The organism is Paenibacillus sp. FSL R10-2796, from assembly GCF_037965315.1.
In the GTDB taxonomy this organism is placed as follows: Bacteria; Bacillota; Bacilli; order Paenibacillales; family Paenibacillaceae; genus Paenibacillus_AQ; species Paenibacillus_AQ odorifer.
Genome location: NZ_CP150178.1, coordinates 6376036 through 6390925 on the forward strand (window position 1 = coordinate 6376036; position 14890 = coordinate 6390925).

Annotated in this window: 15 protein-coding genes; 4 read left to right on the forward strand and 11 right to left on the reverse strand. The window is 44.6% G+C overall.

Annotated elements, in window-relative coordinates; all coding sequences use genetic code 11:
- Positions 1 to 192 precede the first annotated feature (192 nt).
- A complete protein-coding gene (locus NST58_RS28450) occupies positions 193 to 999 on the reverse strand; it encodes an alpha/beta hydrolase (protein WP_339244986.1) in 807 nt (268 codons plus the stop codon).
- Between the two features lie 108 nt (positions 1000 to 1107).
- Entirely contained in the window at positions 1108 to 1632 is a 525-nt protein-coding gene (gene yyaC / locus NST58_RS28455) for a spore protease YyaC (protein ID WP_248549634.1), read from the reverse strand.
- 143 nt (positions 1633 to 1775) lie between these two features.
- Between yyaC and NST58_RS28460 the strand changes: the two genes are divergently transcribed.
- Positions 1776 to 2000: a DUF1128 domain-containing protein gene (locus tag NST58_RS28460; protein ID WP_036680203.1), complete on the forward strand. Its 225-nt coding sequence runs from the start codon at positions 1776 to 1778 to the stop codon at positions 1998 to 2000.
- 131 nt (positions 2001 to 2131) lie between these two features.
- Here the strand turns inward: NST58_RS28460 and NST58_RS28465 are convergent, their stop codons facing one another.
- The 4 genes from NST58_RS28465 to NST58_RS28480 all read right to left on the reverse strand — a co-directional run bounded on the left by NST58_RS28465 (position 2132) and on the right by NST58_RS28480 (position 6952).
- Positions 2132 to 3136 carry an asparaginase gene (locus NST58_RS28465; RefSeq protein ID WP_076224266.1) on the reverse strand — a complete coding sequence of 335 codons (1005 nt, stop codon included), beginning with the start codon at positions 3134 to 3136 and terminating at the stop codon, positions 2132 to 2134.
- Positions 3137 to 3443: 307 nt separating this feature from the next.
- A complete protein-coding gene (locus tag NST58_RS28470) occupies positions 3444 to 4280 on the reverse strand; it encodes a sugar ABC transporter permease (protein ID WP_076128667.1) in 837 nt (278 codons plus the stop codon).
- The gene (locus NST58_RS28475; RefSeq protein ID WP_339244992.1) at positions 4277 to 5584 is read right to left on the reverse strand and encodes an ABC transporter permease subunit; all 1308 of its coding nucleotides are present in this window, start codon (positions 5582 to 5584) and stop codon (positions 4277 to 4279) included. The genes NST58_RS28470 and NST58_RS28475 overlap by 4 nt, the downstream gene beginning before the upstream one ends.
- Positions 5585 to 5602: 18 nt before the next feature.
- Complete coding sequence (locus tag NST58_RS28480) at positions 5603 to 6952, reverse strand: maltose ABC transporter substrate-binding protein (protein WP_339244995.1); 1350 nt, start codon at positions 6950 to 6952, stop codon at positions 5603 to 5605.
- Between the two features lie 446 nt (positions 6953 to 7398).
- On the opposite strand from NST58_RS28480, the gene NST58_RS28485 reads away from it, so the two are divergent.
- From NST58_RS28485 to NST58_RS28495, 3 genes are all read left to right on the forward strand, one after another.
- Positions 7399 to 9165: a glycoside hydrolase family 13 protein gene (locus NST58_RS28485; RefSeq protein ID WP_305953968.1), complete on the forward strand. Its 1767-nt coding sequence runs from the start codon at positions 7399 to 7401 to the stop codon at positions 9163 to 9165.
- Positions 9166 to 9418: 253 nt separating this feature from the next.
- On the forward strand, positions 9419 to 9916 hold the full coding sequence (locus NST58_RS28490) for a YtxH domain-containing protein (protein WP_339169818.1): 498 nt from the start codon (positions 9419 to 9421) through the stop codon (positions 9914 to 9916).
- 148 nt (positions 9917 to 10064) lie between these two features.
- Positions 10065 to 10397: a DUF5665 domain-containing protein gene (locus NST58_RS28495; protein WP_036680215.1), complete on the forward strand. Its 333-nt coding sequence runs from the start codon at positions 10065 to 10067 to the stop codon at positions 10395 to 10397.
- A gap of 185 nt (positions 10398 to 10582) precedes the next feature.
- On the opposite strand, the gene NST58_RS28500 is transcribed toward NST58_RS28495, so the two are convergent.
- The 5 genes from NST58_RS28500 to NST58_RS28520 all read right to left on the reverse strand — a co-directional run bounded on the left by NST58_RS28500 (position 10583) and on the right by NST58_RS28520 (position 14817).
- Complete coding sequence (locus NST58_RS28500) at positions 10583 to 11353, reverse strand: sigma-70 family RNA polymerase sigma factor (protein WP_339244999.1); 771 nt, start codon at positions 11351 to 11353, stop codon at positions 10583 to 10585.
- Positions 11350 to 11805, reverse strand: coding sequence for an anti-sigma B factor RsbW (rsbW, locus tag NST58_RS28505; RefSeq protein WP_036680217.1), 456 nt, complete (start codon positions 11803 to 11805; stop codon positions 11350 to 11352). The genes NST58_RS28500 and rsbW overlap by 4 nt, the downstream gene beginning before the upstream one ends.
- Before the next feature lie 18 nt (positions 11806 to 11823).
- Complete coding sequence (locus NST58_RS28510) at positions 11824 to 12162, reverse strand: STAS domain-containing protein (protein ID WP_076128675.1); 339 nt, start codon at positions 12160 to 12162, stop codon at positions 11824 to 11826.
- Positions 12163 to 12258: 96 nt separating this feature from the next.
- Positions 12259 to 13929, reverse strand: coding sequence for a response regulator (locus tag NST58_RS28515; RefSeq protein ID WP_076224272.1), 1671 nt, complete (start codon positions 13927 to 13929; stop codon positions 12259 to 12261).
- A gap of 21 nt (positions 13930 to 13950) precedes the next feature.
- A complete protein-coding gene (locus NST58_RS28520) occupies positions 13951 to 14817 on the reverse strand; it encodes a protein-glutamate O-methyltransferase CheR (RefSeq protein ID WP_051491113.1) in 867 nt (288 codons plus the stop codon).
- Positions 14818 to 14890 lie beyond the last annotated feature (73 nt).

Here is a 14890-nt window from a genome sequence, read left to right on the forward strand (position 1 = left end):
AATTCCTCCTTTTCCGTACTGTGGTAGCAAAAAATTCAGGACTCAGACCACTTAAGTTATTCTATTGATTTATCTTAAACCATTGCCGAATTCTATGCCAGTTAAGGAAAATACCAGATCATTAGATAGCCCTTAAAAAAAGAGGCAGCACACGCCATAATGGCGCCGTGCTGCCTCTTTGTAGATGATTTTTTATACGCGGCTATTGTCTAAAACGGAAGCCTGAACAAAATCCTTTATGATCTCGGCTAATCGTTCAGGAGCTTCAAAAAGACTCATGTGGCCTGTACCCGATATCGTTGCTTGCGTTATATTCGGTTTATCCGCAGTAAAGGTTCGTTCAGCAGGAATCAATCCATCCTGCTCGCCAGCAACAAGCAATACCGGCAACGTAGTGGCCGTAATTACATCCCGTCGATCTGGACGCTCACGCATCGCCAGTGCAGCTCCTGCCGCTCCTTGTGGAGGCGTTTTGTAGCCGATTTCTTTAACGCGCTCCAGCAGCTGTGGAGATGCAGAAGCGGTTGCTTCAGCAAACAATCCTGGTACGAAGCTGTCTACGAAAGGAGTAATCCCTTCATTTTGAATCGCGCTGACACTCTTCAGTCGTTTTTCCTTAGCTTCTTCACTATCTGGATAAGCAGTAGAATGAATTAATCCAAAGCCTTTCAATCGAGAAGCATAACGCTGAGCAAACGATAGCGTAATATATCCGCCAAGCGAATGACCAAGCATGATGCATTCAGCAATCTCCAGCGAATCTAACAGACCCAGAACATCATCTGCCATTTGTTCAATACTATAAGGTCCTAATGGAGCTTCCGAAGCTCCGTGACCACGTAAATCGGGAGCAATCACTCGGTAGCCGCTGCTTAAGACAGGAATGACTTGTTCCCAATATTCAGCGCTTCCACAAAAGCCATGCAGCAATACAATAACTTCGCCTTTCCCCTGATCACTGTAGCATATATTGCTTCCGTCACAACGAACTCTTTCCATGGCTGCTTCCCTCTTTCTAGAATACTAAGATAATGTGTCTAATATCTATTATTAAGCAAAACAGCCCGCCTTGAAACGGACAACTTATTTTTAAGTGCCCAATGGGTACTACTGGAGTCCGAATCCTTTTGCTGCCGCTATAGCGATATGTTCTGCCATAACCATCACTCTATGCAGTGGAGTGGTCTGCAACGTTCTATAGGGTTTCGGGCCATTCATATCTACAACGGCCGCCAAACTATAGTGACCTACGGCTGGAAGATTTGCCCCCACCGATTGTGCAGGCTGTAGTGGCTCACTCGAAACGAAGTAATATCCAAGCGCGATCGGAGGACCCAGACAAGCATCTACCGCAACTACAATATGCCCGGAGGGAATCTCAGCCACTCTGGCCACCAAGTTATCTGCATCGCAAGGAGACGGCAACGTACCGATTACATGTCGGAAGCCATGTTCCACAAGTTTGCTGCCCGTCAGCGGACCGAGTGCATCTCCTGTAGACCGATCTGTTCCAATGCACAGGAACGTGACTTCCTCGGCGGAATGCAGAGCAGCTATTTCCATGAAAAAGGACACTAATCCAGCATCGTCCATTTTAATGCGTTTTCCGCTTCCCTGTTCTCTGATTGCCAATACATTTCCTCCCTTCGATGATATTTTTGATCTCATGCCTTTAATTTAACATGATTTCAGTGAACCCGACAAAAAAATGGTGGTCAAGCTGCCAAACATGGTAAAATACATGAATCAGTATACAGAGAGGATGTTTTAACCTAATGGATTTAACAAAGCCTAGTCAGGAAAATGTTGAGTATATGATCGAGGCTATCAAGAACAAATTAAAAATGGCCAGTGCCGCGGCGATGCAAGCCTCCGCTTTTTCAGTAGATCATTATGAAGATATCTATGATGTTTATGAGGTAGCCATGGGCAGTGACAGACTGAGTATTTCTCAGGTGGAAGCACTCGTCTCCGAACTCGGCCGTCTACGTCATAAATAATAGTTCTCCCTATTACAAGAAGAACCGATGTTGCCGTCCTTTAAATATGACCACCGCTTCTCGTAGAAAAAAGCCCTTCGCTGCGTATCCAGAAGATGGATTCGTAGTCGAAGGGCTCTTTTTATATGATCCTACTTTATGAAATTAAGCTTGAACTCGGTATCCGCATGGCCTACTCGTGTACCCCCGTCATTGTAAATCACGCCTGAAAATGCATTGCGCAGCTTTTCCATGGTATTTTTCTGACTATAACCAATTTGATTTAAAATTCCCTGTACAATAAGTCCCCACTCTTCTTCCGACCCATCCAGAATCTTGAAAGCAATCCCCAGTCGCTCACGGCGTAAGCCGAAGCAATAGACACCCTTAAATCCACCCTTAGCAATAATATTATCATCTTCCAAAAGAATAGAATCAAGGCGACCAGATCCAGAAACCATCTCCGGATAAGCATTCATTGCCGTTGTAATAGTAGTAACCGCTTTGCGAGTAGCTTCATCTGCAATCAAATCGGGATTGGCTAATTTCAAATAGGCCGTCGCCAAGGCGGTCAGAGGCAGAGCAAATACCGGCAGCCCGCATCCGTCCGTACCTAAACCGATACTGTCTGGGGCCACACCAGCCATATAAGCAATGGTGTCGATAATCTCACGCTGCACCGTTTGCTCCGGCTGTGAGTATTCTTCAAGTGGCAAACCTTTGAGCTTACTGTAAGATAAGATGCCCATGTGCTTGCCCGCACAGTTATGATAGAACTTTCTTTTGCCCGCACCACGAATGGCGTTCTCCCTGCTGGAATAATCCAGCGGGTAACTCGTTGCACAGATCATTTGTTGCTCATCGATGCCAATCTTGGAGGATATGCTCTCTAGCGCAGCTACATGGTAGCTCTCTCCCCGATGAGAGGCGGTCATCAGGGCAACCTCTGCGGGTGTAAAGCCGTAATGCTCCACAATCCCCCCACGTACGCCTGGAATAGCCTGAAGGGGTTTAGCAGCTGAACGGGTGAACGATACAAATTCCGGATCACCTGCATACCCCTTTAAATTTCCGTTCTCTCCTACGATGGCAATATGCCCACTATGGACACATTCCAGCAAATCCGCCCGATACTCTCGTACTAATACGGTTTCCATGATTTCTCTCCTCTTTTAACTAGATGCTCTATAACTCACAAGGACTTATTAGTATTCACATTTAATAAATGCTAGAAAATAACCCCGTGCTCCGGGATTTTTGAGTACTCTACAAACTCCCTTAAGTGTTGGTTCCATGAGGAATTCTACTCCTATTTTCATTATTCTTCAATCCTGTCCCCACCAAGAAGATTTTAGAAACCGGATAAAATATAAAAAACCGCTTCCTTCTCAGAATCTTGATCTCTGAGTAGAAAGCGGTTTTTATGGAATTCAGCGTAGCCTCACAAGGGTAGCGCAGTTCGTCTTATCCTTTGCTTGCACCTGCGGTCAGGCCATCCACCAAGAAACGCTGTAGGAAAATGAACAGCAGCGTGACTGGGAGAGCGACCAATACCGCTCCGGCAGCGAACAACGTAAACTCGGTTGAGTTACTTTGGTTCACCATCCGGTAAAGCCCAACGGCGAGCGTTCTTGTATCCTCCGTGCGCAATACAAGGTCGGCGAATATAAAATCCACAAAGCAGCCGTTGAAAATCATAAGGCTGGCATAGGTGAGCATCGGCTTAGATAACGGGATCATGATAGAAAGAAATACTTTCATATGACTCGCCCCATCCATTCGCGCAGCATCTTCCAAGCTTTTAGGAATCGTATCAAAAAAACCTTTAGCCACAAAAACATTCGTGATAATAGCACCGCTGCTGTACACGAGCACAAGTGCCCAATGAGAATTCAGTAGCCCAAGTGTGTTCAGCAGCACGTAAACTGCTATCATAGCCATAAATCCCGGAAACATCTGCAGAACTAAGAGCGTGGTTAGTGTAGTTTTTCTGCCCGTAAATCGATAACGAGAAATGGCGTACGAAGTCAGCAGCAGCAAAAAGGTGCCGAGCAGCGTAGACAACGCCGCAATCTTTAGCGTATTCATGAACCATAACAAATATTTAGTTTGCTCAAACAGTTCCTTGTAATGAACAAAGGTGAAATTCTTAGGAATCAATGAGTCACTGAACAAACTGTTTCCTGTTTTGAAAGAAGACATAATAATCCAGAAAGCTGGGAAAAGACTAATAAAACTGAGCACAATCAGCAATAAATGGCTTCCAAACGTTTTTAACGCTTCCGTCAGTCTTAGCTTCATGCAATCATATCCTCCTCTTTAAAGGATCGCGTCCGCCGGTAGCTCCAGATGGAGAATGTCGCGACCATCAGGAAGATGACAATCCCGATGACAGAAGCAAAGCTGTACTGTGACTGGTTCAGCGCCAGTTTATAAAGCCAAGTCACCAGCAGGTCAGTGTGGCCCGCGTACTGGTAGTTAGGATTAACCGGTTCTCCGTTAGTCATTAGATAAATGACATTAAAGCTGTTAATGTTGCCGGCAAACTGCATAATCAGGATAGGTGCGGTTGCGAACAATACCATGGGCAGCGTAATCATGCGGAATTTATAAAATGACCCAGCACCGTCTACTTCTGCCGCTTCATACATATCCTTCGGAATTGTTGTCAGCACCCCAAAGGCCAGAATCATGGTCACCGGAATGCCGATCCACATATTAGCCAGAATTACAGTGACCTTAGCCCAGAAAGGATTGGTTAGCCAGGCCACACCCTCCAGTCCCAAGGCTCTTAAATAACTATTGATCGGTCCGAATTGATTATTGAACATATTGCGCATGACGAGCAGAGAAATCATATTGGGAATAGCGAAAGGAACGATCAGAAGTGTGCGCCAAAGCTTTTTGCAGCGGACACGGGGCTGGTGAATAAGTACTGCAATGAGCACACCTCCAATGTAAGTCGTCGCAGTAGCAATAACCGCCCAGATCAAGGTCCAAGTCAGCACTCCACCGAAGGTGGAACTCCAGACATCCAGACTAAGCATTTTATTAAAATTACCGAAACCCACCCAGTCTACCAGATGTGCTGGCGGTAAAATCGGGTCGGCATAGTTCGTAAACGCCAGTAGCACCGAAAAAACAAGTGGTAATATCGTCAGAAAAACCACGGCCACAAAGGGAATCGCGAGGACAAGATAGGCAAAATTCCTCCGCCCCATAGCTCTGAGCGATTCAGCGAATGAATGAATGGGCTCTTTCCGGTCCCGTGCAGCTCCAACTAGGAATGCATCTCTGATGTTCAGTAAATGAAAAGCTGTATAAAAGAGCAGCGCCAGCAATGCCATTAGACCATTGATCATCATAAAAATGGAGTGATCGCCTTCCACCATCCGGGTTAATTTGCCTACCTTGACCATACGGCTTGGAAATTCACCAAGCGTAATTAAGCCATGCAAATGTCCCATCAGATCATGAGCAATATAGTAGATTCCAGCAGACCCCAGCAGCAGGAATACCAATCCTTTCAGCCACTGCCGGTTGTAGAACTGGCCCAGTCCCGGAATAATAGCCGAGAGTAGCGCTGCGCCTGTTTTTTTCCTCATGGTTAAATCACCTGCCCTTTACTTCGACTCCAGATCGGCCTGAATCGTGGTTACAGTCTGATCCAGCGTCTGTTTAACATCAAGATTTGAGTCGTTCCACAGGGACACAAACGCTGCTTTTAGGGGTTCCCAGACCGATTTAATTTCTGAAACGGAAGGCATTGGAACGGAATTTTGGAATTGCTCGAAGAATCCCCCAATAATAGGGTCATCTTTGATTTCCGGCGCTTCTCCAGCCTCTATACTCGCAGGAATCGCTCCCGTCATCTCAAAATTCTTAAGCTGATTCTCCTTATTGCTTGCAAAATGTGCGAACAAACGGCCTGCGACCGGATATTCCGTATATGAGTTGACATAATACGATTTGACCCCGGAGAAAGAAAGACTGTCTTGACCGTCAGGTCCCTTTGGAAGAGGCGCCACACCCAGGTTAACATTTTCCTTAAACGCCGCTATGGACCACGGCCCGTCGATATTCATCGCCAGCTTACCTTCTTGGAACAACTGTGTTTTCACGTCATAAGTGATATCTCCTGCATTCAAAGGCAGAATTTTTTTGAGGCTCTGCAGAAACGTAAACCCTTTGATAGTGCCTTCATTGTTCAATCCAATATCCTTGAAATTCGTATTGTTGTCTCCGTAAATATATCCGCCGAAGCTGCCAATAAACGGATAGCTGTAATATCCGACGAATTCCCACATGATTGCAAATTTGTTTTCCTTCGGATTGTTATACGTATCTGCAAAAGCAATCACATCATCCCACGTTTTAGGAGCCTCAGGAATCAGGTCCTTGTTGTAGAACAGCGCATAGGTTTCTACCGATTTAGGATAACCGTAAAGAATGCCATCATAAGACGACGCCTGAACGGCTGTTGCCACCATCGTTGATTTGGTTTCTTCCTCAAAAACATCATTTGGCAAAAGCAGCCCTGCTTTTACGGCTTGCCCGATCTGGTCATGGGGCAGAGTCAACACATCTGCAGCAAGTTTAGACGGACCATCCGTCGCCAGTCTTGCGCCTTGATCACCACCTGCCATTTCCTCAACTGTGACGGGAACACCATATTCTTTTGCGAAATCAACAGCAACCTGCTTCATGTACTCAAGCTGCTCCTTGGCTTCCCAGACCATCAGTTTGGCCCCTGCTTCTGGTTTCATTTCCTCATCGGTGGTATTCTCTCCGGAAGTATTTGTCTCATTTGTGGTTCCCCCCGGCTCGTTCACTGCGGAATTCGGACTCGAATTCGGCTTTGATGCGGAGTTCCCATTGCCTGAACCGCATGCGGTGACCGTCAAAGTTAACAGCAGGCATAGGACTAAACTAAATGTTACCGCTTGCATTTTGGAACGTTTACTCTTCTTCATTTGCTCATCTCCCCTTCGTTCATGAGTGATTAAACCTAACCCGCATTGAAAAAAAGCATATAAAAAAGGTACAACCTCATTTGCACAAAGTGCCGAGGTTGTACCTTTCCAGGTAACAGTGCCTTTAATTTGAATGCGTGTTATGAAAAATCAAGTTCGTTCGCCCTCATTCTATAATATCCATAATTTTGATTGCAATCAGAGTATAAGTCCAAACAAGACGGTTTAACAAAGTTTATCTTATCTTTTCTTTTATTTTCTCTTTATCCCTACCACATACTAAATATTCCATATTTTAAATTCTTGTGAAATAACCTCTTGCTTTGCTCTTGAGGGTTATGGTAAGATGCAGACAAATTTAAAGGCAATGAAACCGCCAAGGGTTCAACCTCTGAAAATCATGAGGTTGGCCCTTTTTTGCGTTTACATGCCCGAAGGGATGGAAAATGAGTATGATTCAACCGGAAGCCGTTTATCACCGTATGGGACAAAATTGGTCATATGCCTACGATGAGTCTACACTTCATATTCGCATAAGAACTAAGCGGGACAACGTATCACAGATCGATCTTTTCTGTGGAGATAAATTTGGCTGGGACAAAACGCATGAGGTCATTCCAATGCAGCGCCTCGCTTCTGACGGCTTGTTCGATTACTGGCAAGCCTCCGTCCGTCCCGTTTACCGCAGACTCGCGTATTACTTTGCGCTTTATGACAAAGACGAAGTTCTTTATTTTTTGGAAAAAGGTTTTTATCCAGAGCCACCTGCTGTTGTATATGAGGGCTTGTTCGACTTTCCATTTTTGAATCGTGAAGATGTGCACTCCCCTCCATCGTGGGTGAAAGATGCAGTATTTTATCAAATATTCCCGGAGCGTTTCGCGAATGGGGATCCCACCAACGATCCGACAGATGTATTGGAATGGGGCGGCACGCCGAGCCCTCGGAATTTCTTCGGAGGGGACTTACAGGGTGTACTAGATCATTTGGATTATCTCTGTGAATTGGGCATCAATGCTATATATTTTAATCCTTTATTTGCGGCAACCACCAATCATAAATACGATACAAAAGATTATTATTTGGTCGATCCTCATTTTGGCACCAATACATTGCTGAAAGAGCTTGTGGACTCCTGTCACTCCAAAGGCATCCGTGTCATCCTGGACGGTGTCTTTAATCATTGCGGTCATACCTTCCCGCCATTTGTTGATCTGCTCGCGAACGGGCAATCTTCACGTTATGCGGATTGGTTCCATGTACGCGAGTGGCCGCCACAGGTCATCGACGGAATTCCCACCTATGACACCTTTGCATTTGAGCCTATCATGCCTAAGTTTAACACTGAGAATCCTGAAGTCATAGAATATCTACTGAATGCAGGCCGCTATTGGATCGAGGAAATCGGTATAGACGGCTGGCGGCTTGATGTCGCAAATGAAGTCTCCCATTCGTTCTGGCGGCAATTCTGCAGTACGATCAAAAGCATTAATCCAGAAGCCTATCTCGTAGGAGAAATCATGCATGATTCCTTGCCGTGGCTGCTTGGCGATCAATTTGACGCCGTTATGAATTACCCGCTAACGAATATTCAAATTAATTTTTTCGCTCACGGACAGATCAATGCTGCACAATTCTCTCAGTCGGTTGCTACTATGCTAGCGAATTATCCGCAGCAAATTACGGAAGCCGCCTTTAATCTGCTAGACAGCCATGATACAGTTCGTTTCCTGACACTTTGTGGCGGTGACATCAGGAAGTTAAAGCTGGCCGTTTTGTTCCAGATGACCTTTCAAGGAGCACCCTGTGTTTATTATGGCGATGAAATCGGCATGGATGGCGGATACGATCCGGACAACCGAAAATGTATGGAGTGGGACTCCCAGAAACAGAATCAAGAATTGTTCGAATACTATCGCTGGACGATCAGCCTTCGTAAATCTCATCCCGCATTCCGGAGCAGTGGATTTAAAGCGCTGGAGATTCCGGGTTATCCAAAGCTGCTTGTATATGAGCGGTGGGACAAACAAAGCCGGTTCATAATCGTATTGAACAATGAAGATGTTATGGCCGAAGTCATCATTCCTGTAACCGGAGCAGACACGATATGGGTAAATCTAAAGACGCAGAAGCGGACTGAAACCTCCACATCCCAGCTGCATCTGAATCTGCCTGAATTCGGCTATGCGGTACTCCAAGCCGTTAATGATTAATCCGTAACATTATAAATTCAATCGTGGAAGGATGGAGACATATGCTGCATATCACAGCCTGTCTTCGCCCTTCTTTTTGCGCATAAACAAATCTTGATAAAGCCTTAAAAACGCGGTTTATATGACCTAAAGCCCTCTAGGTTACCGTTTCCTCCCTTAAACTCCCGTAATCTCTCCCTTGCTCTTCAACTGTTTCAGCCCATACGCCAAAGTTTATATACGAAGTAAGATAAATTATAAGGAGTGATTGGTGATGAGTAACGTAGAACATGAAGTAGAGAACGGAAGCAGCTTATTAAAAGGTATCTTTATTGGTAGCTTAATTGGTGCCGCAGCAGCCCTGCTATTTGCACCAAAGCCTGGTCGTGAAATGCGCAGTGATCTGTCAGATAAACTTTCTCAAGCTACAGACAAGACCAAAGAAGTTGCTGGTGCCGTAACTGACAAAACCAAAGCTATTGCGACAACCGTTGGCGAAAAAGCAACCGATTTGGCTAGTACGGTGTCAGATAAAGCTTCTGATATCTATACCACTGTCAGTGACAGCAAACAGCAAATTGCCGCCACTCTTCAAGAGGCTGGAAGTAAAATTGGTGAAACTGTAAGTGAAGCCTCAAGCAATGTAAGCTCGGATGTTAAAGACGCTTCTAAAGACGTAGCTGACGAAGCCAAAGCATCCTCTAAAGAGGTTGCCAATCAGGCTAAGGATGCGAAAGAGGATGTAAAATCCTCCTATAAATCCAATTACTAATCTGCGGCATCATACAGCTATCACTTTAACAAACAACAGCCAGCTGACCGCAGCTGGCTGTTGTTTAGTTACACCTTTATTCACATCAGCAGATACAACTAGACATTTAATTAATGCCCGTTCGGGCTATAGAAAGCAGGGATGGCGCATGGCAGATTCAAATAACCAAACAAAACCTTATGAAATTGATGAACATCCTTTCGAGTTGCGACATGAAGTGAAACGCTTAAACAGTCGTCTTGATAAGATCGCTCACTCACTGGAAAAATCAGAATTCAAAGACATTCTCGACAACTATTCAGATCCGAAAAAAAGAATCATCACAAACCTGATGGCCGGTATATCTCGGGGACTTGGACTATCTCTCGGAACATTTGTAGTCCTTGGTTTATTAGGCTACATTCTTAGTCTTTTTCTTAATGTTCCAGTAATCGGAGAGTATCTTGGCGAAATTAAAAAATACATTGATGCTAATAGCTAACCGCAAGACTATCGATCTATTCCCCAACTATCGACCGCTTCCCCCGCTTGTCCGTCTAATCCTCTAGGTTGGACGGACAAGCGGGGGAATAAGTCTACGAATACAAATAAAGGACATGCGGGTCTCCAGTCAGCGGAGAGAGGCATGTCCTTATCGTCGAAAATGTATATTACCCATACAGGAACTCAATAGGAAGAGTTGGCCATAATCTGCTTTAACTTCTCAGTGGCCCGCTTCTGTATGCGTGAAACGCTCATCTGTGATACCCCCAGCTTCTGGGCGATCGCCCGCTGGGATTGTCCATCTTGGAACGCTAACAGCAGCACCTGCTGCTCCTGTTCCTTCAATTGACCTAGTGCTTGTTGCAAATCCATACGTTTCTCTACGGTCTCGTAATCATTTGCGTCAGAGCTGATCAGCTCGCCTAGTGTAGCTCCTGTCTCCTCTTGAGAAAGGGGCGAGTCTAGGGAGACGTAATGATAACATTCTCTGCCCGCCAGTACTTCTACAGTTTCTTCAACAGACAAATCAAGATAATGAGCAATCTCATCCACCGCAGGCGAACGTTCCAGCTTCACTGTTAGTTCGTCAATCGCGTGTTGAACAAGTGCTCCCTTTTCTTTAATCCGTCTAGGTACCTGTATGTACCAAGATTTATCACGCAGGAAATTCTTCATATGTCCAATCATGCTTTTCATCGCATAGGGCTCAAAAGGGATTCCAAGGCTAATATCATATTGCTGTAATAACCGGATGAGCGCCATTTGCCCGACCTGATATAAATCCTCATACAAGTCGGGGCGGTTGCGAGAAATTTTTCCAGCAGCCATTTTTACCATAGGCTCATATTTCTGAATCAGCACTGTTGCGCGTTCATTATCCTTAGTCTGCTGATATTCCCAAATTTGGGTGACTGCTTCATTCATGGACTCGGGGGGAGTCGCCTTATCACTCATACCTTTTCCTCGCTAAAGTTAAGGTGCTTCTTCAAAGTTACTACCGTCCCTCTTCCGGCCTCACTTACGACGCTCACGTCATCCATCAACGCTTGCATTAAGTAGAACCCTAAACCGCCGACCTGAACGTCACTTAACTCTTTATCATGCAGTGTCATACGCTCACTGGACGAGTCTTCCAAACCGTCAAAGCTCTCCCCCTCGTCTTTGACTGTAATGGATAGGGCACTTTCACCCACCTCAAAGATTACATCAACCATTCCGTCTTGTTGTCCATAGGCGTACAATACTGAGTTGTTACACGCCTCTGATACAGCTACCTTCATATCTTCAATATCTTCGTAGGTGAAGCCCATTTTTGAAGCAATACCATATAAATTCAACCTAACAATATCCACATACTCTGCGCTAGCCGGCAGCTGAAGAATTACTTTTTGCACATCATCACTCATTCTTTGTTCTATCCTTTCCTAGTGGGAATTCTCTTGGGAGGCAAAAAACTTGGTAATACCAGTCATGTCAAACAGCTTCTGAATTTGGGGAGGAACATCCTCAACCATAAACTTAACGTCCATACCTTGTCTTGATTTCAGGATCGAAAGTAGAATACCAATACCCGTGCTATCGATGTATTTTAATTCTTTAAGATTTATTACTAAATCATGCTTCGTATCACCTACAAGCGGCTCCATTACCAAACGGAAATCGGAAGCAACGGACAGATCAAGTTCACCATTCAGGAAAACCGTACATACACTTTCTTTTGTCTCTGTCTTAGCGTGAAACTTATTACTTTTATGCGTGTTCATAGACGATCTCTCCTGATAAATATTTTCTATATTAATAACCTCATAGTCCTACCTTTGAAACAAATAACATTAAAATATAAACTAGTAAATATTGGGTTACGCCTGAAAAATAGATGTATCTGGTTCAACCATCCGATTATCGCTGCTAGAATACCGAGAGATAATCTGCTTAATACTACTCATCTTAAGTGGCTTGCTGATATAGTCATCCATTCCTGAGGCTTTACAGCGATTCTGGATGCCATCCATGACATTCGCAGTCATTGCAATAATAATAGTCTTCTCAGCCGCCGGACCGCCTTCTCGACGGATTTGAGCGGTTGCCTCCAGACCATCCATTACTGGCATTTGGAGATCCATAAAGATAAAATCATAGGGCTGCTTAAGCGCCATTTGCACAGCCTGTTTCCCGTCCTCAGCCATATCAGCTTCATAGCCGAGCTTATCTAGCATGCTAACCATCAGACGCTGATTGATAGGATGGTCATCTACAACAAGGATTCGGCTTCTGCTCTCCTGATTAAGAAGAAGATGAGGCGATTCCTCTTCTTGATAACCTCCTGTCAAATCTTCTCCAGGTACGGATGCTTGTATCGTAAAAATAAAGGTAGCTCCTTTTTGCTCCATGGATTCTACCCGTATTTCTCCGCCCATCATGCCTACAAGGGATTTACATATGGCTAAACCAAGCCCTGTCCCCCCGTATTTGCGTGTCATTGAAGAATCCAGCTGTGAGAACGGTTGGAACAATCGGTCGCATTTCTCTGGAGAAATACCAATCCCTGTATCCATGATCGTGAACTCGACTTCTACCTTGTTCCCAGATGTTTCTTTGATGGAAGCGACTAAATAGACACCGCCTTGATTCGTAAATTTAACTGCGTTAGCAATCAGATTAATTAATACTTGGCGTAAACGGGCCATATCTCCATATAAAAGTCTAGGCAACTTCTGATCGATAAAATAAGCGAGCTCCAGGTTCTTTTTTCCCGCTTCCACCGAAAAGAGGCTGAACACCTCTTGAATACATGTGCGAAGTTCGAACAGCTGCTCTTCGATTTCCATTTTACCGGATTCCATTTTGGTGAAATCAAGAATATCGTTTATAACCGTAATCAACGTGTCTGCACTTTTCCGAATGATCTCAGAATACTCCTTCTGCTCAGGAGCAAGGTCAGTCTCCATTAATAAATCAATCATACCCACTACGCCATTCATTGGTGTACGAATCTCATGACTCATCATAGCCAGAAATTCCGACTTCGCTTTGGAGGCGATCTCCGCCTCTTCCTTAGCCTTTACGAGCTCACTATTTATGATTTCCAGTTCTTTCGTCTTTTGCTGCAGCAGCATGGTCTGAGTCTGATGTTTTTTGCTCGTAATATACATTTCGACAAAACCTTGTATCTTAGACTTCAGAATTTGTGGAATGAAGGGCTTGACCATATAATCAATAGCCCCTGCAGAATAGCCCGCGAATAAATGCTCCGCTTCCTTACTATTCGCAGAGATAAAGATAATCGGAATTTCCTTTGTTTTTTCTCTGGCTTTAATCAACTTTGCGGTCTCGATCCCATCCATACCTGGCATCTGCACGTCCAGTACGATGACAGCAAAATCATACCTTAACAAACACCGCAGCGCTTCTTCGCCGGAGGTGGCTTTGACTAGCTCATAATGCTGGCTTTCAAGTACCGCCTCCAGCGCCAGCAGATTTTCAGGACGGTCATCTACTAGTAGTATATGAATTGGTTCTTGAAACCCCATAGGACCACCCTCCTTCATGCGTTATTTTATGTTACGGTATATTTTTTCTACTCTGTCCAAAGACTCATAACAATCGCTGTACTTCGTAAAGTGAATGGATTCTTTAGAGCCTAGAACAAGTATTCCAAAACGACTCAAACTTTCATGAAACAAGCCGTGAACATGATCCCGCAGCTCATCATTGAAATAAATCATCACATTGCGGCAGAAAATAACATTAAACTCATTAAAAGAAGTATCTGTAGCCAAGTTATGCTCAGCGAATATAATGTTTTTGCGTAAATATGGCTGTAAAATAACCGAGTTATACTTCGCTGTATAGTATTCAGAGAATGCCCGGGTACCTCCCGCCTCCAAATAATTCTTAGTGTATTGCTTCATTCTGCTAATATCATAGACGCCTTCCTTAGCCTGCTGTAAAGAACGCTCATTCATATCTGTGGCATAAATCCGAGCCTTATCGTAAAGCCCTTCTTCATGAAGCAGGATGGCCATAGAGTATACTTCTTCACCAGTGGAGCATCCGGCATGCCAGATACGAATATAGGGATAAGTCCTCAACAACGGAACTACCTTCTGGCGAAACGTTAAAAATAACCCCGGGTCCCTAAACATTTCGGTAACCGGAATGGAGAGACTATAGACAAATCGTTCAAAGCAGGCACGATCATGCAGCACCTTTTCTTGCAGCGCGGATATGCTGTGTACATTCTCCGCATGCACATGATGCCAGATACGTCGCTTCAAAGAAGGCAACGCATAATTCCGGAAATCATATCCATATAAACGGTGTACTCCATCAAGGAGCAGCTCGATCTCAATTTGCTCCAACTCGTCACTTCCTACCATAACGGGCTGCTCCTCATATCCGTGTTCTATCGCTTTCATTGTTATCCCGACTCCCTTATTAACACACCGTAATTCTAGTCATGTTAGTTCTTAAAAAGGTATTACCCCAAAT